14 protein-coding genes and 1 pseudogene are annotated in these 20,309 nt (G+C 67.7%); 10 read left to right on the top strand and 5 right to left on the bottom strand.

Annotation, left to right across the window (positions count from 1 at the left end; genetic code table 11):
- Window positions 1-26: 26 nt before the first annotated feature.
- Window positions 27-1,209 (top strand): annotated as a pseudogene (locus ACEWX3_RS24250) (fatty acid desaturase).
- Here the strand turns inward: ACEWX3_RS24250 and ACEWX3_RS24245 are convergent.
- Window positions 1,174-2,808, bottom strand: a complete 1,635-nt coding sequence (locus ACEWX3_RS24245) for a fatty acyl-AMP ligase (RefSeq protein WP_221349714.1) — start codon at window positions 2,806-2,808, stop codon at window positions 1,174-1,176. The pseudogene ACEWX3_RS24250 and the gene ACEWX3_RS24245 overlap by 36 nt on opposite strands.
- A 349-nt stretch (window positions 2,809-3,157) precedes the next feature.
- On the opposite strand from ACEWX3_RS24245, the gene ACEWX3_RS24240 reads away from it, so the two are divergent.
- Together ACEWX3_RS24240 and ACEWX3_RS24235 are read left to right on the top strand one after the other, a co-directional pair.
- A complete protein-coding gene (locus ACEWX3_RS24240; protein WP_374159935.1) occupies window positions 3,158-5,746 on the top strand; it encodes a CocE/NonD family hydrolase in 2,589 nt (862 codons plus the stop codon).
- A 259-nt stretch (window positions 5,747-6,005) separates the two neighbouring features.
- Window positions 6,006-7,085 (top strand): hypothetical protein, encoded by a 1,080-nt coding sequence (locus ACEWX3_RS24235; RefSeq protein WP_374157926.1) that lies wholly within the window; start codon window positions 6,006-6,008, stop codon window positions 7,083-7,085.
- 100 nt (window positions 7,086-7,185) lie between these two features.
- Here ACEWX3_RS24235 and ACEWX3_RS24230 read toward each other — a convergent pair whose 3' ends face one another.
- The gene (locus tag ACEWX3_RS24230) at window positions 7,186-8,337 is read right to left on the bottom strand and encodes an alpha/beta hydrolase family protein (RefSeq protein ID WP_374159934.1); all 1,152 of its coding nucleotides are present in this window, start codon (window positions 8,335-8,337) and stop codon (window positions 7,186-7,188) included.
- Between the two features lie 192 nt (window positions 8,338-8,529).
- Here ACEWX3_RS24230 and ACEWX3_RS24225 point away from each other — a divergent pair, with 192 nt between their 5' ends.
- Window positions 8,530-9,372 (top strand): type IV toxin-antitoxin system AbiEi family antitoxin, encoded by an 843-nt coding sequence (locus tag ACEWX3_RS24225; protein WP_374157925.1) that lies wholly within the window; start codon window positions 8,530-8,532, stop codon window positions 9,370-9,372.
- Window positions 9,373-9,572: 200 nt separating this feature from the next.
- Here ACEWX3_RS24225 and ACEWX3_RS24220 read toward each other — a convergent pair whose 3' ends face one another.
- Complete coding sequence (locus ACEWX3_RS24220; RefSeq protein WP_374157924.1) at window positions 9,573-12,428, bottom strand: RND family transporter; 2,856 nt, start codon at window positions 12,426-12,428, stop codon at window positions 9,573-9,575.
- The gene (locus tag ACEWX3_RS24215) at window positions 12,425-12,850 is read right to left on the bottom strand and encodes an MmpS family transport accessory protein (protein ID WP_374157923.1); all 426 of its coding nucleotides are present in this window, start codon (window positions 12,848-12,850) and stop codon (window positions 12,425-12,427) included. The genes ACEWX3_RS24220 and ACEWX3_RS24215 overlap by 4 nt, the downstream gene beginning before the upstream one ends.
- Before the next feature lie 137 nt (window positions 12,851-12,987).
- On the opposite strand from ACEWX3_RS24215, the gene ACEWX3_RS24210 reads away from it, so the two are divergent.
- The 5 genes from ACEWX3_RS24210 (at window position 12,988) to ACEWX3_RS24190 (ending at window position 18,308) form a co-directional block, all read left to right on the top strand.
- Window positions 12,988-13,653: a TetR/AcrR family transcriptional regulator gene (locus ACEWX3_RS24210; protein ID WP_374157922.1), complete on the top strand. Its 666-nt coding sequence runs from the start codon at window positions 12,988-12,990 to the stop codon at window positions 13,651-13,653.
- Window positions 13,654-13,786: 133 nt separating this feature from the next.
- Window positions 13,787-14,323 carry a YceI family protein gene (locus ACEWX3_RS24205; RefSeq protein ID WP_374157921.1) on the top strand — a complete coding sequence of 179 codons (537 nt, stop codon included), beginning with the start codon at window positions 13,787-13,789 and terminating at the stop codon, window positions 14,321-14,323.
- Between the two features lie 138 nt (window positions 14,324-14,461).
- Window positions 14,462-15,847: a wax ester/triacylglycerol synthase family O-acyltransferase gene (locus ACEWX3_RS24200; protein ID WP_374157920.1), complete on the top strand. Its 1,386-nt coding sequence runs from the start codon at window positions 14,462-14,464 to the stop codon at window positions 15,845-15,847.
- Window positions 15,848-15,913: 66 nt separating this feature from the next.
- Window positions 15,914-17,425 carry a serine/threonine-protein kinase gene (locus ACEWX3_RS24195; RefSeq protein ID WP_374157919.1) on the top strand — a complete coding sequence of 504 codons (1,512 nt, stop codon included), beginning with the start codon at window positions 15,914-15,916 and terminating at the stop codon, window positions 17,423-17,425.
- 73 nt (window positions 17,426-17,498) lie between these two features.
- Window positions 17,499-18,308 carry a DUF1206 domain-containing protein gene (locus tag ACEWX3_RS24190; RefSeq protein WP_207065952.1) on the top strand — a complete coding sequence of 270 codons (810 nt, stop codon included), beginning with the start codon at window positions 17,499-17,501 and terminating at the stop codon, window positions 18,306-18,308.
- A 110-nt stretch (window positions 18,309-18,418) separates the two neighbouring features.
- Here ACEWX3_RS24190 and ACEWX3_RS24185 read toward each other — a convergent pair whose 3' ends face one another.
- Window positions 18,419-19,174 (bottom strand): hypothetical protein, encoded by a 756-nt coding sequence (locus ACEWX3_RS24185; protein ID WP_374157918.1) that lies wholly within the window; start codon window positions 19,172-19,174, stop codon window positions 18,419-18,421.
- Window positions 19,175-19,436: 262 nt separating this feature from the next.
- On the opposite strand from ACEWX3_RS24185, the gene ACEWX3_RS24180 reads away from it, so the two are divergent.
- On the top strand, window positions 19,437-20,285 hold the full coding sequence (locus ACEWX3_RS24180; protein WP_374157917.1) for an EspA/EspE family type VII secretion system effector: 849 nt from the start codon (window positions 19,437-19,439) through the stop codon (window positions 20,283-20,285).
- The last annotated feature ends 24 nt before the right edge of the window (window positions 20,286-20,309 follow it).

The following is a 20,309-nucleotide window of genomic DNA, read 5'->3' as shown; positions in this document are numbered from 1 at the left end:
GACCGACACACCGACGGGACACCACTTTGGCCATCGCTGACATCGCTGCGTTCGCGCATCTGAGCGAAGCGGAAATCGATTCGCTGGGCGACGAACTCGACAGCATCCGCCGCGACATCGAGGATTCGTTGGGTGCGGCGGACGCCGCGTACATCCGCCGCACCATCTCGTTCCAGCGCACTCTCGATGTGGTCGCCCGTCTGGTCATCGCAGGGACGACGTCGCGAATCGGCTGGCTGGTCGGCTCGACAGCCCTGGCCTTCGCCAAGAGCGTCGAGAACATGGAGATCGGCCACAACGTCGTCCATGGCCAGTGGGATTGGATGAACGACCCGGAGATCCACTCGAACACCTGGGAGTGGGACATGGTCGGGCTGTCGTCGCAATGGCGGTATTCCCACAACTACCGGCATCACGTCTTCAACAATGTGATCGGCGTGGACGACGATCTCGGCTTCGGCGTCTTGCGGGTGACACCAGACCAGCCGTGGAAGCCGGAGAATCTGGTGCAGCCGCTGAGGAATCTGCTGTTGGCGGTCATCTTCGAATGGGGTATCGGCTTGCACGGTATCCATTCGGAGCGCGATCGGGTGGGGGCAGGCACTGTCGAGCACAAGGCGGCCCGCAGGGAGTTGATCCGTAAGTCCGCGCGTCAGGTGCTGAAGGACTATGTGCTGTGGCCCGCTCTGAGCGGCCGGCGCTGGCGTCGTACGTTGAGCGCGAACGCGGTGGCAAACCTGTTTCGGAACCTCTGGGCCTACGTGGTGATCTTCTGCGGGCACTTTCCCGATGGTGCGGAGAAGTTCAGTTCTGACGTCCTCGAGCACGAGACACGCGGCGAGTGGTATCTGCGCCAGATCCTCGGTACCGCGAACTTCGATGCCGGCCCGGTGTTGGCCTTCGCCAGCGGCAACCTTTGTTACCAGATCGAGCACCACCTGTTCCCCGACCTGCCGAGCAATCGTTACGCACAGATCGCGCACCGCGTCAGGGCTGTCTGTGACAAGTACGACCTGCCGTACACCACGGGTTCGATTGCCAAGCAATATCTGTCGACATTGCGGACGATTCACAAGCTCGCGTTACCCGATGGGTTTCTTGACCGCGGCCGGTGACGGCGCACCGGAGACCGCGTCCGAGCGCGGGGTCGGTCGTGCGATGGGGCGCCTGCGGTCAGCTCACCAACGCCAGCGAGTGCGCTCGGCGTAACTTGCCCGACGGGGTCTTGGGGATGGTGCCGGGGGCGAGCACCACGACGTTCCTGGGTCGCATGTCGACCTCGGCGATCACCTCGTGGGCGACTTGACGCTGGATCCGGCGGACGTGCTCGTCGTCGTCGAAATCGGTGCACTCGACGGCCACGGCGAATGTCTCACGGGACAATCCGGCGTCCAGGCGGACCGCCACCGCGCAGCCGGGTCGCACCCCGTCGACGCGGCCGGCGGCGCGCTCGATGTCGGTGGGGAAGATGTTGCGCCCGGCCATGATGATCACGTCCTTGATCCGCCCGCACACCACGACATCGCCGGTTTCGGTGAGATAACCGAGGTCACCGGTGTCGTACCAGCCCCGCTCGTCCTGGGCGGGCAGGAACCCGACGACGGTGGTGTATCCGCGGCTGACCGGTTCGCCGCGGACTTCGATGACCCCGACGCCGCGTGTCGGCAGCTCGGAGCCGTCCTCGCCGACGATGCGCAGTTCCATGCCGTGTAGCGGCCGGCCCAACGACACCAGCCTGCGGGTGTGACCGCGGGTGGCCGGAACCGCACGGTGCAGGACCGCGATCAGATCCGCGTCCACCTCGTCGACCACCATGCCCCGGCCGCATTCGGAGAACGACACCGCGACCGTCGTCTCTGCCATGCCGTAGGCCGGCACGATCGCCTCGGGGCGCAGGCCGAACGGGGCGCCGGCATCGCACAGGTCCTCGACGTCGAGGGGGTCCACCTGCTCGGCGCCCGACAACGCCCAGCGCAGGCAGGACAGGTCGAACTCGCCGGGAGCGGCCTGGCGGCGCAGTCGCTTGGCCAGCAGGGTGTACGCGAAATTCGGTGCCGCGGTCATGGTGCCGCGGTACTTGTCGATCAGCCGCGGCCACAGCAACGTGTCGCGCAGGAACTCCATCGGCGTGATCTTGACCAGCTCGGCACCGAAATACATGGGCACAGTGAGGTAGCCCGTCATGCCCATGTCGTGGAAGCAGGGCAGCCAGCTGACGATCACGTCGGTGTCGATGTCGAAGTCGCAGCCGACCGTCATCGCCTCCGCGTTGGCGACGATGTTGGCGTGGGTGATCTGCACGGCCTTGGGGGAGCCGGTGGATCCGGACGTCAGCTGCATCAGCGCGACGTCGTCGTCGGCGGTGTCCACGGGGTCGGCGGGCGGGCCGGTCAGGAGCTCGGCGACCGTCAGCACCGTCATGCCCAGCTCGGCCAGTACCGGCGCGGCCGCCATGAAGGGTTCGGAGACGACGACGGCCTTCGCCGCGATCATGTCGATCACGGCGGTGGTCTCCTCGGCCCAGCGCACCAGGTCGGTGCGGGGAGTGGGCTGGTGCAGCATGGTGACGCTGGCGCCGCGCATCCAGATTCCCTGCGCGGTCGGGGCGATCTCCACCGGGGCGCCGGCCAGGACGGCGACCGCGTCACCGTGACCCACCCCGGCAGCCGCCAGCGCGCCGGCGATGCTGCGCGCCCGCTCGTGCACCTCGGCCCACGACTGGCGCAGCGGGGCATCGGGATCGCCGGTGATGAAACCCTTCGTGCTGCTCGCAGCGTTGGCGTACATGGTTGTGGTGAAGCGACTCATTGCGTTCCTCTGCGACGCCGACGTGGCGTCATGCGAGCCGCTGGAGTTCGACTGTGGGTAAGGCCTGCCCCTCGACGGATCCACCCCAGATGGTCCTCAGGTCACTTGACCGTACCGGTCGCAACCCGGTCCCGTGGCCAACGCGCCCGGTTGAGCGGTGAGCTTTCTGCTTTGCTGGGGTGGATTCCGCCGGGTTCGGCGCCGTGTGCAGCGAAATCCGTCGACGAATCGCGGCGGATCTGACTCATCAGTAAGAAATGGCCGAAGGGGTCCCTAAGTCAGGTTAGGCAAGGTAAGTATGTCTCCCATGGGTGCGGGGTCATACGTAGGTCGAATCGGTTCATTGGCGGTGGCGCTCGGCGTCGGAGCGGCGATCGTGGCCGGCGCCGGAGTCGCGGCAGCTGAGGACAGCGAGGGTTCCTCGTCGTCGGCGTCTTCGGCGTCTTCTTCGTCGACGTCGGGATCGACGACGTCGGGTTCGACGTCGGGTTCGACGGGTTCGTCGGGAGCTGGTGACGCCGGGGAGAGCGAATCCTCTGACGACACCGTCAATTCCGATGACGGTGCCGGTCTCGGTGGTGAAGACAGCGTCGACGACGACGCCGTGGACGCGGCCGACGAAGACGCCGTTGACGAGGACGCCGTGGATCCCGGTGACGAGGTCGACGAGGACGCGGCCGATGAGGACGCGGTCGGCGACGACACTGTTGACGACGTCGACGAAGACGCCGCAGAGGAGGACGCCGTTGAGGAGGACGCCTCCGTCGATGAAACGCCGGACGAGGCGGGCGGAGACGACGCGGCGACGGGTGGCACCGAGTCGGCCGATGAGGCCGCCGGTGGTGCCGACGGCCGCGGCGACCGCCCCGAGATGTCCGACGCCGAGCAGGCCGGCGACGACGCGGTCGAGGAACCGGCTCCCGTCGAGGTCGAGGAGCCGGCAGCTGCCGAGACGCCGACCGACGAGGGCGAGCAACCGGCCACGGAACAGCCCGCGGCCGAGCAACCGGCCGAACCCAGCCCGGTCTCCGAGCCCGCCGATCCCGAGGCGCCCGGTGCCGAGGCCGAGGCCGTCACCGCCGACGTGTCAGCCCTCGACCCCGAGCAGCAGGCCCTCGACGAGGGCCCCGCGCTGCCCGCGCTCGCCTCGTTGGTCATGTCCATCGTCGGCGCCGGCCGCGAAGCCACCAACGAAACCCCTGAAAGCGTCGGCGATCTGGTGACCACCAGCCTGGTGGAGGCCGATGCTGCGGCGCAGTATCCGATCCCGACCGACGTGGTCGTCGAGCAGTGGACACCGCCGTTGCAGTGGCTGCAGAACATCCCGGTGCTGGGGCCGTTGGTGGTCACCCCGCTGGTCGGGCTGGCCCATGTGATCCCGTTCGTCGGCGACATCCTGAATCCGGTGATCGGGTTCCCGATCGACCACTGGGCTCCCGAGGGGACTCCGCAGGCGCGCAGCTTCCGGGTGACGTCGTTCGACGGCACCCGGATCTTCGTGCACTTCATGCCTGCCAAGGGACTGCAGGCCGGTGAGACCGCGCCGACCGTGCTCAACGGTCCCGGTCTGGGCCTGCCCGGCGCGACCACGCTCGAGCTCGATGTCGACAGCTTCCTGCCGCGGGACACGATCGGTGTCGGCGCGCTGCGTGAGGCGGGCTACAACGTCGTCACCTGGGATCCGCGTGGGGAGTGGCGGTCCGAGGGGATCATGACGCTGGATTCGCCCGACTACGAGGGCCGCGACATGTCCCACATCATCAGCTATCTGGCCACCCTGCCCGAGGTCGCGCTCGACGCCGCGAACGATCCCAGGATCGGCATGACCGGCGCCTCCTACGGCGGCGGCATCCAACTCGCCACTGCGGCAATCGATCACCGCATCGACGCCATCGTGCCGACGATCGCCTGGAACAGCCTGGTGGACGTGCTGTTTCCGCGGGGCGCCGTCAACAGCGGGTGGGGCACCCTGTTGCCGACGGTGCTTGCGCTGACGTTCGCCCGTGAGCACCCGCGCATCTTCCCGGTGGCCATCCAGGGCGTGTTGTTCGGCATCGCCGAAGACTCCGACATCGAGTTGGTCAACGATCTGGGCTTCCAGGAGCAGATCGGCGACATCACCGCGCCGACGCTGCTGATCCAGGGCACAGTCGACACGCTGTTCACCCTCGATCAGGCGCACACCAATGCGCTGACCCTGATCGAGGCCGGCACCACCACCAAGGTGGTCTGGTACTGCGGAGGGCACGGCGCCTGCCTCAGCGACTACAACGACGGTGAAGTGGTCATCGACCGGACGCTGCGCTGGCTGGACCGCTACGTCAAGGGCGACGAAAGCGTCGACACCGGACCGCAATTCGAGTGGGTTGATCAGAACGGCGAGTGGTACAGCGCCGAACAGTACCCGGTCACCGAGGGCACGCCCGTCGTCGCCGAACGCACGGACCGGCGCACCATTCCGTTCGTCCCGCTGCTCGGTGGGTCCGGACCCAACCCGCTGATCCTGACCCGCGGGCTCATCGCGACGCTGCTCGGTCTGCCCTCGGCGGCGGGCGCGATCAACGCGGTCAGCCTGCGCGTGCCTGACGTCACCGAGTTGACGCACATCGTCGGCGCGCCGGAGATCACGCTCACCTATTCCGGCGACGGAAACGCCGAGCACGTCTACGCGCAGATCGTCGACGATCGAACCGGTCTGGTGCTGGGCAACCACGCCACACCGATCCCGGTGGTGCTCGACGGTGACACGCACACGGTGACGTTCTCCATGGAGCAGGTGGCGCACACGCTGGCGCCGGGGCAGTCGGTCACCGTGCAGATCGTGACGTCGTCGGCGAAGTTCCTGAACTTCTACTCCTGGGGCGCGATCACCGTCGAGGGCATGTCGGTGAGCCTGCCGACCCGCGCGGCCGAGGAGTCAGCCACCGTCGCAGCCTGACCACCGAGAACGTTCGGGGCGTCGCATCCAGAACGTTGAGACTGCGTCCACGTCGGGGTCTACTCGCACTTCTCCGCGCTGGCTGCAGTCTCAACGCGGTGAGTTGGGCTCGCTGTGAGCGTGGTATGGCCTCCCCAGGCCGAGTGCGGCGTATCGTCGTTGCTGCTGGGGGTGGTGACATGTGTGGTTTCGGGATAGATCGAGGGAATCCCCCGATGTCTCGGCGGGGGCGGGCAGTCCACGATTCACCGATGGAGTCATGTCGGTAGACGGCGCCACGGTGCTGTGCCCGCGCGGTCACGTCAACAGAGGTGACCGGCGTTTCTGCGTGGTCTGCGGAGCCTCGATCGAGATCCTCGACTGGCCGGAGGACGTCGATACGCCACCGGCGAATCGGCGGGTTCTCGCGGTGGCGGGTATGGCGATCGCGGTGCTGATCGTCGTCGGCGTGGCCGCCTTCGTCGTGTTCGCGCCGTCCTCCGGAGACAACGCCGCGCAGCGGCGCAGCGACGGCTTCGCCGCAGAAATCCCGTCGGCGATGCCGACCGGTCCCGTCTTCTGCCCGGCGCCGCCGACGATCCGGGCCGAGTCGATGGAGTTGCGCGCCGAGGGACTCGCCGTCGACGCGGCCTTCCTGTCCCCGTGTCCGGGGGAGCCGCTCGAGGCTGACGCCGAATTGCGCATCACCGTCACCGACGGCCAGCGCGACATCGCGGCGGGCGCTTTCGACTTCGCGACCTATCCGTTGGCCCTGGAGCCCAGTCTGCCCGCGCGCCGGACGCTGATCTTCCCGCCCGGGATGTATTGGCGCACGCCAGATATGGTGCCGGAGACCCCGACGGTGACCGCGCATCGGGGTGCGGCGGTACCGGCGGGTGTCACACCGCCGAAGACGTCGGGATTCGACCTGCTGCTCGCCGCGGCGCCCGCGGTGCCCGAGCACGGCAGCGTCAACGGAGTCGCGCAGGCTGTGCTGGAGGAGCTCCGCAGCGGCGACTATTCCGGCGCGGTCGCAGATCTCGCGAATCGCTGGGTCCCGCAGCTCAGTTCGATGAAAGTGGGGCAGTCCGTCGACGGGGTGACGTCGACCGCCGCGGATGTGTTGCGGGACCATCTGGCGCTGCGGCAGCAGTTCAGCGGTGCCCGGTTGCTCTGGTCGGGTCACTGGTCGACGTTCGACAGCCCGGACTGGTGGGTGACGGTCGTCGGCCCGCCGAAGCTGAGCGCCACCGAGGCGAACCGGTGGTGCGATGTCAACGGATTCGCCGTCGACGAGTGCTTCGCGAAGTACGTCAGCTCGGCGGCGGGAGTCACGGGCACCACCGTCTACCGCGAATGACGTTCAGACCCCGCTCAGCGCGCACCAGATGCGTTGAGACTGCAGCCACAGCGGGGTCTACTCGTACTTTCCCGCACTGGACGCAGTCTCAACGTGGTGGTCAGCCGGCGAAGACGCTGCGCAGGAACGGCGTCGAGTCCGCCATCGACGCCAGCACCGTGCCCGAGTGATCCTCCTCGGGATAGATACGCAGCGTGACGTTCTGGTTGTTGGCCACCAGCTGGTCGTAGAACGCCAACGTCGACGCCGGCGGCACGTCGCGGTCGAGCAGCCCCACGCCGAGGAACAGCGGCCGGTCGAACCCCGTCGACGGTGTGCCCATGTATTCATAGAGCGCATCGGCCATTCCGGGGATCGACGACAGCGGGGCGCTGAAGAATGCCGCCGGGTTGAGGTCGGCGAGCTCGTCGGTCAGCGGGCGCACGCAGACCGTCTCGGCGCGCTCGGCGGCTGCCAGCCCCTCAGCAGTCAGCACGCTGTTGATGTCGAGGTCGGGGCGGGCTTCGCGGAACGCGGCCAAAATGTAGGCGGTATAGGCGTTGGCGACCGGCCCGAGTTCGGGCAGCTCGAGGGCGGGGCCGGCCTGCTGGACGAAGTTGTCGATGTTGGCGGGGGTACCGGTGGCGACGACGCCGCGGTAGTCCAGTCCGGTGCCAGCGCTGAACTCGGTGGCCCAGCGGGCGCTGGCGACGGCGGCGCCGCCGCCCTGGGACTGCCCGACGATCGCCCACTCGGGCGACAGTGGCAGGCCCATGTCGTGGGCGGCGATGACGGAGTCGACGACGCCGTGGGCGGTGGTGACGCTGTTGAGGTAGCTCATCAGACCGGGGGTGCCCAGGCCGGCGTAGTCGCTGGCGACCACCGCGTAGCCCTGGTTCAGCCAGTGCGACAGGTACTCGTCGTCGCGGGGGGAGCGCGGCAGCGCCGACGGGGTGCAGTCGTCGCCGAGCCCGACCGTGCCGTGTGCCCAGGCGATGACGGGGAAACCGCCCTCGGGTGCCGGACCGGGCGGCAGGAACACCGCGCCGGTGCTGACGGCGGGCTGATCATGTTGGTCGACAGTCGAATACAGCACCCGGTAGGCGGGACCGGCCCCGGTCAGCGACAGTGCCGGGGCCAGCGGGACCGACTCGATGGTGGTCCCCGGCGGCGGGATCGGTCCGTCGTAGAAGCGGGCGTCCAGGCCGGACCAGTTCAGCGTGGCGGCGTGGGCCAGCGTCGGCGGTATGAGCAGCGCCGCGGCGAAGATCAGGGCTGACAGGACCTGGATTGGCTTGAGGATCCGCACCACTCCAGTCAAACAGTGCGTTCAGACTGCAGCCACAGTGGGGTTCACTCGCACTTCTCCGCGCTGACTGCATTCTCAACGCAACCTGGGCTGGGGATGAACGTCGGGGTGGGGATGAATCCGCTTTCTGGGTCCAGGAAGTGACACGCTTCGGGCATGGAGGAAATTTTCCTCGGTAGTGAGGCATTGGCGCGCAAGGAGCTGACGGGCCACGAGCTGCGCACCCACCATCGCCGGCTGCTACCCGATGTGTATGCGCCCAAGCGGGCTGTCCTCACGTTGCCGCAGCGCGCCACAGCAGCGTGGCTGTGGTCGGGGCGTGAGGGTGTCGTCGCGGGACTGACCGCGTCGGCGCTGCACGGCGCGAAGTGGGTGGACGGCGAGGTGATCGTGCTGAACTGGCCCAACCACCGTGCCCCGCCGGGAGTTCGCACCTGCAACGACACCCTGGTGCCGGGCGAGACCACCACGCTGGACGGTCTTCCGGTGACGACGCCCGAGCGAACCGCGTTCGACCTGGCCCGCCGTGACAGCGAGAGCAGAGCGGTGGCCCGGCTGGATGCGCTGGCCAGGGCCACGCACTTCAAGACCGAGGACGTGCTTGCCGTGGCCGACTGGCATCCGCACGTCCGATGGCTGCGGCGGGTGCCGAGGCTGCTCGACCTGGTGGACGCCGGTGCGGAATCTCCCAGGGAGTCGTCGCTGAGAATGATGCTGATCGCCGCGGCGTATCCGAGGCCGACGACGCAGATCCCGGTACCTGGGCCGGACGGATACCCGAAGTACTTCCTCGACATGGGCTGGGAGAAAATCAAAGTCGCGGTCGAGTACGACGGCGAGCATCACCGTGAGGATCCCGACGCCTACCGCAAGGACATCATCCGGATGGAATACCTGGCCGGCGTGGGATGGATCGTGATTCGGGTGGTCAAGGGTCAGACACAGGCGCACATCCTGTCGCGCGTCGAGCGTGCGGTGCGTGCCCGCGGCGGCTTCTAGCGCCCGGGGAGTCGCCAGTGCCTGCCGCGACTGCGCCAGCGCCCGCGCCCCCGTCCTTCGAGACTGCGCTCACCGTGCGTTGAGACTGCGCCCAGTGCGGCGTCTACTCGAACTTTGCCGCAGTACACGCAGTCTCAACGCATGGGGCCCAACGCATCCGGAGCCCCAACGCATCAGGAGCCCCGGCGCACCAAAGCTCGCTAATGCGTGGGGAGAGCCTCGGCACCGCGCGAGGGCCAGGGCTGGGGGCGGGGGCGCATCCGGACGTGCTGCGGCCACCAGAACCAACGGCCCAGCAGCGCGGCGATCGACGGCGTCATGAACGAGCGCACCACGAACGTGTCGAACAACAGACCCAGCCCGATCGTGGTGCCGACCTGCCCGATGACGATCATGTCGCTCACCGTCATCGAGATCATCGTGAACGCGAACACCATGCCCGCCGCGGTGACGACCGACCCGGTGCCGGCCATCGACCGGATGATGCCGGTGTGCAGCCCGGCGCCCAACTCCTCCTTCATCCGCGACACCAGCAGCAGGTTGTAGTCCGCGCCGACGGCCAGCAGCACGATCACCGACATCGGTAACACCATCCAGTGCAACGGAATACCGATGAAGTGCTGCCACAGCAGCACCGACAACCCGAATGACGTGCCGAGGCTGAGTACCACCGTTCCGACAATCACCGCTGACGCGACGACGGCGCGGGTCAGGATCAGCATGATCGTGAAGATCAGGATCAGCGCGGCGGTCGCGACGATCAGCAGGTCGTAGTCGGCACCGTGCTGCATGTCCTTGTACAGCGCCGCGCTGCCGCCCAGATAGATCGTCGACCCGGCCAGCGGTGTGCCTTTGACGGCGTCCTCGGCGGCGATCTTCAGCGCGTCGATGCGCGCGGTGCCCTCCTCGGTCAGCGGGTCGCCCTGGTGGATGATGGTGAACCGCACCGCATGCCCGTCCGGCGACAGGAACAGCTTGATGCCGCGCTGGAATTCGGCGGTCTGGAACGCCTCCGGCGGCAGGTAGAACGAGTCGTCGTTCTGCGCGGCGTCGAACGCCTCACCCATCGCGGTGGCGTTGTCCTGCATCGCCATCGTCTGATCCTGCTGCGCCTTCTGGATCTGGTACTGCGTCAGCATGATCTCTTTCTGATGCCGCATGGTCTCGATCATCGGATCCATCAGCGTGACCATCTGCGGCATCAGCGACGCCATCCGCTCGAAATCGGGAATCATGGCGGCGAAGTCCTCGGACATCGACCCGATTCCGTCCAAACTCTCGAACACCGAGCGCAGCGCCCAGCACACCGGGATGTCGAAACAGTGCGGCTCCCAGTAGAAGTAATTCCGGATCGGGCGGAAGAAGTCGTCGAAGTCGGCCAGGTGGTCGCGGACGTCGGCGATCGTCGCGCTGGTGTCCTTCATCTTGGCCACCATGCTGTTGGTGATCTCCGACATCTGCTGGGTCAGCGACTTCATCTTCGTCATCGAGTCGATGCTGACCTGCATGTCGTCGGCCTGGGCGAGCATGTTGTCCAGCATCTTCTGGACGTAGTCGTTGTTCATGATCTGCCCGGTGCTGTTGGCGCTCAACGTGTACGGGATCGTGGAGTGCTCGATGGGTTTGCCCTCCGGGCGGGTGATGGTCTGGACCTCGGCGATGCCGCGCACGTCGACCAGCGCCTTGGCGATCTTGTCGATCACCAGGAAGTCGGCCGGGTTGCGCAGGTCGTGATCGCTTTGCACCATCAGCAGATCGGGGTTCATCGTCGCCGACGAGAAGTGCCGGTCGGCGGCGGCGTAGCCGACGTTGGCGGGGACGTCGTCGGGCAGGTAGACGCGGTCGTCGTAGATGGTGTGATAGCCCGGCAGCGTGAGCAGGCCGACGAGACAGGCCGCCGTCGCCGCGACCAGGATCGCGCCCGGCCAGCGCACGGTGGCGGTGCCGACGCGCCGCCACCCGCGGGCGCGCCCCAGCCGTTTGGGTTCGAGCACCTTGCCGAACCGGGTGACGATGGAGATGACGGCCGGCCCGAGCGTGAGTGCGGCGGTGACGACGAACGTCATGCCGACCGCCAGCGGGATGCCCATGGTCTGGAAGTAGGGCAGCCGGGTGAAGTGCAGGCATGCGGTGGCGCCGGCGATCGTCAACCCGGAGGCCAGGATCACGTGGGCGGTGCCATGAAACATGGTGTAGTACGCCGACTCTCGGTCCTCGCCGTTGCGCCGGGCCTCCTGGTAGCGCCCGACCAGGAATATGCCGTAGTCGGTGGCCGCGGCGATGGCCAGCGTGACGACCATGTTGGTGGCGAACGTCGTCAGCCCGAACACGTCGTGGTAGCCGAGGAACGACACGATGCCGCGCGCCCCCATCAGCCCGAGCACCACCATCGACATCACCACCGCGGTGGTGACCACGGAGCGGTAGACGATCAGCAGCATCACGGTGATCACCGCGAAGGTGACCATCTCGATGGTGCGCATGCTGGCGTCGCCGACGATGTTCTGGTCGGTGGTGGTGGCCGCCGGCCCGGTGACGTAGGCGCGCACCCCGTCGGGTGGGGGCGTTTCGTCGATCAGGGTGCGCACCGCCTGCACGGACTCGTTGGCCAGCGTCTCGCCCTGGTCGCCGGCGATGTAGACCTGCACGTAGGCGGCCTTGTTGTCGTTGCTCTGGGCGCCGGCGGCGGTCAGCGAGTCGCCCCAGAAGTCCTGGACGTGCTGGATGTGGGTGGTGTCGGCGCGCAGGTCGGCGACGATCTTGTCGTAGAACTCGTGCGCGTCGGCGCCGAGGTCGTGCTGGCCCTCGAGCACGATCATCACCGAGCTGCTGGTGTCGAACTCCTCGAACACCGCGCCGACCTTTTTCGTCGCGATCATCGCCGGCGCGTCGTTGGGGCTCATCGACACGGCGCGCATCTTGCCGACCTCTTCGAGCTGCGGCACAACGACATTCAGTGCGGCGATCAGCGCGATCCAGGCCAGGATGATCGGCACCGCCAGCACCCGCAACGTGCGGGGCAGCCAGGGACGCTTGGTCGCGGTGTGTGCGCTCATGCGGATTTCACCACGCAGACGGTCTGGGCGTTGACGCCGGTGGCGGTGTTCTCCTGTTCGAGTTCGCCGTCGACGAGGATGCGGCAGGTGACGTCGTCTCCGTCGCTCTGGGCGAGGATGTTGGCGCTGACGGCGGGCACGGTGGTGCTCAGTGTCAGCGACCAGGGCAGCGCGGCGTTTTCGACGCGCTGCGGAATGCCGTCGAGGTCGACGTAGTTGATGACGCCGGTGCTGCCGGAGCCGAACACCTCGTAGGTCACGACTTTGGGGTTGAAGGATTCGGCGGTGTTGTTGCCGGTGGGGGTGACCAGGACCGGGTTGGCGCCGAACGCCTCACGCAGCTGGCTGACGGTGGCGGCGCCGATGACGACGGCGATGACGATCAGCACGGGCAGCCACACCCGTTTGACGAGTGCGGTCACGGCTCGGGGGCGTAGAGGTGGGTCACGAACGAGCCTTTCGCCTTGAGCTAGACGGTCTAACGAACTAAGTGGATAGAACCAATCAAAATGGACAAAGTCAATCCGTTTACCCTGTGACGGCCCGTACACTCGCTCGCATGAGTGCCGGCGAGCAGACGTTGCGCCGCGACGCCGAACGCAACCGGCGGCGCATCATCGAAGCCGCCCGCGAGCTGTGCGCCACCCGCGGCCTCGAGGCCACGCTGAATGAGGTCGCCCATCACGCCAACCTGGGCGTCGGCACCGTCTACCGGCGCTTCCCCACCAAAGAGGCGCTGTTCGAGGCGATCTTCGAAGACGGCGTCGACCAGCTCGTCGCGCTGGCCGAAACCGCGCTGGAGGCCGAGAACTCCTGGGACGGGTTCGCGTGGTTCGTGCAGCAGATGACGGAGTTGACGGCGACGGACCGTGGGTTGCGTGAGGTCGCGTTCTCCCGGGCCTGCTGCGGCGGGCGGGTCGACGCCGGGCGCACCCGGCTCGACCCGGTGGTGACGAAGCTGGTGGAGCGGGCCCAGCGGGACGGCCATCTACGCCCGGAGATCCGCTCCACCGACGCGCCGCTGCTGGGTTTGATGGCCGGCGCGGTGAGCGAGTACTCCGACGGGCGGTCGCCCGATCTGTGGCGGCGTTACGTCGCGATCCTGTTGCAGGGTATGCGGTGTCAGCCGGGGTTGGACCGTCTGCCCGTCGACGCGCTCACCCACGACGAGCTGGAGGCCGCCATGTACGCGTGGCCGCCGACGGGGGAGACGGTCGAGCGTTGAGAATGCAGCCGCGCCGGCCCCAGGTCGTTGCGGCTCCACGGCGGCGGCCCCAGGTCGTTGAGACTGCGGCCACGGCGGCAGCTACTCGCACTTTCCCGCAGTGAGCGCAGCCTCAACGGGGTTAGGGTCGGGCATGGTCTGGAATCTCGATCAGTCCGACGGCGAGCTGCTGGTGCGCACCGGCGTGGCCGGCCCGGCCGCCAAGATGGGCCACCGGCTGACCATCGCGTTGCAGACCTGGCACGCGCAGGTGCGCTGGGACGGCGACACCCCCGCCGAGGTCGACCTGACCGTCGAGGTGGACTCGCTGCAGGTGCAGAGCGGTGAGGGCGGGGTGACGCCGCTGACCCCGCCGGAGCGCGTCGTCGCCCGTGCCAACGCGCTCAAGGCGCTCGAGCAGCGTCGCTATCCGCAGATCCGCTTCCACGCCGAGGACATCACCGCGACCGGCGGCGGCTACCGGCTGAGCGGGTCGCTGCAGATCCACGGCCAGACCCGCGACTGCGTGGTCGAGCTGGCGGTGGAGGATCAGGGCGACGAGTGGTCGATGTCGTGTGAACAGCAGGTGCGGCAGACCGATTTCGGGGTCAAGCCGTACTCGCTGGCGATGGGCACGCTCAAGGTCGCCGACGTGGTGACGGTGTCGTGCACGGCGCGGCACTCCAAGTAGCTCACGAGTAGCTCACTTCGAGCGCGTTGAGGCTGCGCTGGCCGCGGTGTCCACTCGCACTTTTCCGCGCTGGTTTCAGTGTCAACGATCAGGGAAGTCACAGTTTGGGTGAAGTGTGACTTCGGGTACAGGCCGGACATGGAACGGCTGAGTGGTCTGGACGCGGGCATGTTGTACAGCGAGTCGACCACGGTGCCGTTGCACGTGTGCTCGGTCATGGAGCTCGACCCGTCGACGATGTCCGGTGGCTACTCGTTCGCCAAGTTCTGTGCCGAGGTGGAGAAGCGCGTCCCGGCGGTGCCGGAGTTTCGCTGCAAGCTCGCCGACAACGACTTCAACCTCGACCATCCAGTCTGGGTGGAGGACGAGGAGTTCGAGCTGTCCCGCCACCTGAACCGGGTCGCGCTGCCCTCACCGGGCGGACGCCAGGAACTGTCCGAGGTGTGCGGCCACATCGCGTCGGTGCCGCTGGATCGCAGCAAGCCGCTGTGGGAGATGTGGGTGATCGAGGGTCTGGGCGGCTCGGCGGCCGAGGACGGCGGCGACGTGGTGTTGATGATCAAGGTCCATCACGCCGCGGTCGACGGTGTGTCGGCGGCCAATCTGCTCGACAAGCTGTGTGACATCGAGCCCAACGCCGCCACCCCGGAACCGGTCGACGGCCCCGGCGCGGTCCCGGCGTGGGCGATCGCCGCGGACGGGCTGTGGCGATTCGTCACGCTGCCTTGGCAGTTGACCAGGGCGGTTCCGGTCGCCGCGTCGATGGTCGCCAAGACGGTCGGGCGCGTCGTGAGCGGCAGGTCGATGGCGGCCCCGTTCTCGGCGCCGACGACGCGCTTCAACGGCACGCTGACCGCGGAGCGCACCATCGCCACCGTCCAGCTCGACCTCGACGACGTCAAGACGGCGAAGAACCAGTGCGACGCCAAGGTCAACGACGTCGTCATGGCGTTGTGCGCCGGCGCGCTGCGCGGCTATCTGGCCGACCACGGCGAACTCCCCGACAAGCCCCTGATCGCGATGGTGCCGTCGTCGGTGCAGGGCCAGTCGGACCGGCCGGGCCGCAACCAGCTCTCCGGCATGTTCTGCAACCTGCAGACCCACATCGAGGATCCGGTGCAGCGCCTGCACGCCATCGCCGAATCGAATCGGCACGCCAAAGAACACAGCGCCTCGCTGGGCCCGACGTTGCTGCTGGATCTGGCGCAGAGCATCTCGCGGGGAGCGTTCGGCGCGATGATGGGCCTGATGTCCCGCTCGCCGCTGGGCAACACCGCGATCCACAACGTCATCGTCTCGAATGTGCCCGGCCCGCCGATGACGCTCTACAGTGGTGGGGCCGAGGTCAAGGGCCTATATCCGCTGGGGCCGATCTTTCCCGGCTCGGGGCTGAACATCACCGTGGTCTCGGTGGCCGACAAACTCAACGTCGGCATCATCTCCTGCCCGCAGCTCGCCGACGATCTGTGGGACCTGGCCGACCGGTTCAAGTCCGAACTGAGTGACCTGCTCGCCCGTTGCTGATCTTTAGACGCCGCGGGAATCGGGAAGCCTAGACCGCGGCCGAGGTCAGCGACGGAAGGATCGAGTGTGGGCTCCCCGAAGAGCGGTTCGCGGCTGGGCACCCGGTTCGGGCCCTACCAGCTGCAGTCGGTGATCGGGGTCGGCGGCATGGGCGAGGTGTACCGCGCCTACGACACCGCCCGCGAGCGTATGGTCGCGATCAAGCTGCTGCGCCCCGAGATGGCCGCCGACCACAGCTTCCAGCAGCGGTTCCGCCGGGAGTCGAAGGTGGCGGCCCGGCTGCAGGAGCCGCACGTCATCCCGGTGCACGACTTCGGCGAGATCGACGGCGTGCTCTACATCGACATGCGGCTGGTCGAGGGCGACAGCCTGGCGTCGCTGTTGCGGCAGGTCGGTGCGTTGGCGCCGGGGCGGGCGGTGTCGATCGTCCGCCAGGTCGCCGCGGCGCTCGACGACGCGCACACCAACGGCCTGGTGCACCGCGACATCAAGCCGGAGAACGTGCTGCTGACCGCCGACGACTTCGCCTACCTGGTGGACTTCGGCATCGCGCACGGCGGCGGGGAGGCGTCGGTGACGTCGACGGGCCTGGTGGTCGGGTCGAGCGCGTACATGGCGCCGGAGCGGTTCGGCGGCGATCGCGGTGGCCCCGCCTCTGACGTGTACTCACTGGCGTGTCTGCTGTACGAATGCCTGACGGGCCGGGCGCCGTTCGACTCGGCGGACCTGCGAGAAGTGATGGGGGCGCACATGTTCGCGCCGCCGCCGCGGCCGAGCATCATGCGGCGCGGGATCAGCCGGGCGTTCGACGACGTCGTCGCGCAGGGCATGGCGAAGAATCCCCAGGAGCGCTACCGCACGGCCGGGGAGCTGGCGCGAGCCGCGGCCGCCGCGGTGGACGGAGAGGCCGCGGCTTCGGTGGGTCCGGCGGCTCCCGTGGCGCCGGTGACGCCGCCGTCGACGCGGCGGTTCTCACAGGCCTATCCGAACCCGTCGGGAACCGGTTACGCGCCGTACCCACCTGCGCCGCCAGCGCCGACGCGCCCGCCGCGGCGGGCCGGACGGGGGCAGATCGCGCTGATCGTCGGGACCATCGTGCTGTTCACCGCGGCCGTCATCCTGGCGCTCGTGCTGGTGTCCTCGGGTGACTCGGGTCCGTCGCCTCGGGTCGCGGCGCCGCCACCGTCGTCGTCCGTGCCCTCGTCATCGGCAGCGCCGTCGGAAGCGCCGTCCCCGTCCGCCCCGGCGATCGAGGGTGTATCGGGAACGGATGCACAGGGTTTCGTCGGGCACACGGCGCGCTGCGATGCCGGTGACGCGCCGGCGGCGATGATCCGGACGTCGCTGTCGCTGGCGATCATCTGCGACGACGGCGACGACTTCTACTACCGCGGGGAGCGGTTGCGCGACGGCGCCAACCGGGAGATCCAGAACGTGCGGCGCTCCGGGGATGGGTTCGTCGCGGTCGGTCCGGACGACGGTGCGCGCTATGACGTGCAGCCCGACCAGCTGACGATCTCGAGTAACGGTTCCGTGGACTCTGCCGAGCCGGCGCTCGAGTACGGCTCGGCGCGATGAGCATCGCGTCGAGACCGCGCCCACCGCGGCGTCTACTCGCACTTTCCCGCGCTCAGCGCAGTACGAACGCGCCATGAGTTTCAAGGGGGCGGTGAACTGGGCGACAGGCAGCCGCACGGTGGAGGTCATCGCGCGGTCCGGCTACCCCGTCAACGGGGTGCTGCATCTGCTGATCGCCTACATCATCGTGCGCATCGCGTTCGGCTTCCGCGGCGAAGCCGACCAGACCGGCGCGTTGGCGACGCTGGCTGATCAGCGGGGCGGGGAGTCGTCGCTGTGGATCGTCGCGGCGGGGCTGCTGGCTCTGGCGATGTGGCGGCTGGCCGAGACGGTGATCGGGCTGCACCCCGGTGAGCACAGCCATGCGCATCTGCGGGAGTCGCCGCTTGTCAATCGGCTCAAGGCTTTCGGTCTGGCGCTGCTTTACCTGGGTCTGTCGTTCACCGCGGCGCAGTTCGCGCTGGGAGTCGGCCGGCAAGGCAGCGAGCGGGCGGTGGGTCTGAGTGCGCGGCTGATGCGCACCGAGGGCGGCAATCTCGTGCTGGTGGCCGTCGGCGCGGTGATCGCCGCCATCGGCGCCTACCTGGTCTACAAGGGGGCGATGAAGAAGTTCCTGCGTGATCTCACGGTGCGGGGCGGGCTGCTGATCACCGTGCTGGGCATGTGCGGGCACATCGGGGAGGGGATCGTGCTGTTCGCCGCCGGGGCGTCGGTCATCGGGGCGCCGTTCCTGCGGGATCCGAGCAAGGCCGCCGGGCTGGACGCCGCGGTCAAGACCGTCGGGCACACCCAGTTCGGCAGGACCCTGTTGCTGTTCGCCGCGGTGGGGTTCGCGGCCTACGGGCTGTACAGCTTCGCGCTGACCCGCTACTCGCGCATGTAGCCCGGCGTTGAGACCTCGCGTTGAGACTGCAGCCAGCGCGGCCGTTACTCGCACTTTTCCGACGTGGGTGCAGTCTCGACGCAGGAACTGGTTCGTGGGGCTGCGCCTGTCTACCTGCGGCGCAACGCTTTACGTAGTCGTCGCCGGGCGCGCGCCAACATGGATCGCCGAGGACGGCGCGGCTGAGCAGGCGTGTTGCGGCGCTGACGGGCAGACGACGTCGGGCGGACCGGCTTGACCCCGGGCGGAATGCCGAAATATGCCAACGTCTCCAGGTGCTCCCGTTCTGCCTGCGCGCGCAGGGTCGCGGTGGCCTGCCCCTGAAGCGCGTCGGCGGGACGGCGGAGCTCGTCCAGAGTTTTTTGGCGTAGGTCGACGAGTTCGGCGGCGAGCGGATCCTCCGTATCGGAGTCTTCGATGCGCAGCGCCACCTGTAGGCCCTCGGTCAACCAGGCCAACGCTGACTCGTGATCGCCGATGTCGGCGTATTCGATTGCGGAGGCCTCGTGGATCGAGACATCCTCAGGATTCTCGCTGCATACCGCCTCCCAAATCTGTTCGGCTTCGGCGACTCTGCCCATTCGCATCAAGATTCGCGCCCGCAGGCACCGCGCAGGCGGATTCATGAGAGGCCGTGCTTCGGCGACCGCATCTGCCACCACCAGGGCATCGTCCCACCTGCCGAGGACTTGGTATTCGTGGACCAACTCTTCGTACAGCGAAAGCAACGGGGGATTCCTGGGGGTCTCCGGATCGTAGAGACGCGTCAGCACCGCTCTCTCGAGCGCGGCGACGTAGCGCGCGGAATCCCTCGGGCGGTCGATCGACGCCTTGTAGAGCTCCACTTCCATCGGGTCGTCGTCCATCGTGACCCTCTCACCTCATGATCAGGCGCAGCCTGCGAGCCGGCACACGCGGCGAGACAAGTGTAGTCACTTGCGGGTCGGACCAGCGGAAACAAGACCGGACCTGTCGCCGGCGCAGTGACGCGGCATTCGGTGTTGAGACCGCAGCCAGCGCGGGGTTCACTCGCACTTTCCCGACGTGGGTGCAGTCTCGACGCAGGAATTGGTGCGCGGAGGGGGTCTGGCGCTGTCTTATGCTGATCGCCGAGGGGGTGTGTCCAGCGTGAGTCTGCTCGGGGAAGCGCTCGATTTGCTGCGCAAATACGGCGACGTCGTCGGCATCGACTGGGACAAAGGGCCCAGCATCATGGACCGGACCACACCGAACCTGTCGGCGATCAGCGAGGTCGCCAACCTCGCGAGCTCGCCGATTCTGGCGGCCGCTCAGCTGACCATGTACGGCATGAAGGCGACGACGGGCTCTGGGGAGCCGGAGGACGGGGAGGCGTTCGAGAAATCGGCGGACCTCTACGAGGAGGCCGGGAACCTGTTGATCGACGCTGCGCCAGTACCAGACCGGTGGAACGGCGCGGCGGCTGGGGTTTACAGCGACAAGAATGACGAACACCGCCGTCTGACGCTCGAGGTCGCCGCGGCTGAGAAAGAGATGCGCCAGGTCTTGAGTCGGCTCGCGGCTCAGGTGAAAGCGACGCGGACCGAATTGCAAGACGCTATCGATTTCCTCTCGGACACCGACCTCTCGACGTCCTGGATGAACTTCGTTCCCGGCGGCGCGGCGGTCAAGGCGGCCTTCGATGCAGGGGTCGCTGCGACACAGCTCGGTGTGGCACAGGCATCGATCACGAAGTTGGTGGCGGAGTCGGTCTCGGCAGCGAGCAGCATGAGGGCATTGCTGGATAACTACACGAATGCCGCCGATCAGAAGATGCTGGAGTCCGGCCCCGACGAAGCCAAGAGGTTTCCCTGCAACGAGCCCTTCGACCGCGAGAGGATTCCTGGTGGCCTCCCCAGCCGGGCCGAGGATGAAACGCCCTTCACGCGGCCCGAGCCCCTAGGGCCCCCGGTCGCCTATCCACCCGCGACTCCGTACGAATCATCGCGTCCTAGGTGAGTTGAAGTTGAAGAGGAGAGCTAC

This window comes from Mycobacterium sp. G7A2 (genome assembly GCF_041902445.1).
Taxonomy (GTDB): domain Bacteria; phylum Actinomycetota; class Actinomycetes; order Mycobacteriales; family Mycobacteriaceae; genus Mycobacterium.
The sequence above is the reverse complement of the archived record's forward strand: the minus strand, read 5'-3'. Positions and strand labels throughout refer to the sequence as shown.

Excerpts from the sequence above, each read along its gene's own strand:
- ACEWX3_RS24225 (WP_374157925.1), top strand. The coding sequence starts at position 8,530 with ATGGAGGAAATTTTCCTCGGTAGTGAGGCATTGGCGCGCAAGGAGCTG.
- ACEWX3_RS24220 (WP_374157924.1), bottom strand. The coding sequence starts at position 12,428 with ATGAGCGCACACACCGCGACCAAGCGTCCCTGGCTGCCCCGCACGTTG.
- ACEWX3_RS24185 (WP_374157918.1), bottom strand. The coding sequence starts at position 19,174 with ATGGACGACGACCCGATGGAAGTGGAGCTCTACAAGGCGTCGATCGAC.
- ACEWX3_RS24245 (WP_221349714.1), bottom strand. The coding sequence starts at position 2,808 with ATGAGTCGCTTCACCACAACCATGTACGCCAACGCTGCGAGCAGCACG.
- ACEWX3_RS24205 (WP_374157921.1), top strand. The coding sequence starts at position 13,787 with ATGGTCTGGAATCTCGATCAGTCCGACGGCGAGCTGCTGGTGCGCACC.
- ACEWX3_RS24210 (WP_374157922.1), top strand. The coding sequence starts at position 12,988 with ATGAGTGCCGGCGAGCAGACGTTGCGCCGCGACGCCGAACGCAACCGG.
- ACEWX3_RS24235 (WP_374157926.1), top strand. The coding sequence starts at position 6,006 with ATGTCGGTAGACGGCGCCACGGTGCTGTGCCCGCGCGGTCACGTCAAC.
- ACEWX3_RS24190 (WP_207065952.1), top strand. The coding sequence starts at position 17,499 with ATGAGTTTCAAGGGGGCGGTGAACTGGGCGACAGGCAGCCGCACGGTG.
- ACEWX3_RS24200 (WP_374157920.1), top strand. The coding sequence starts at position 14,462 with ATGGAACGGCTGAGTGGTCTGGACGCGGGCATGTTGTACAGCGAGTCG.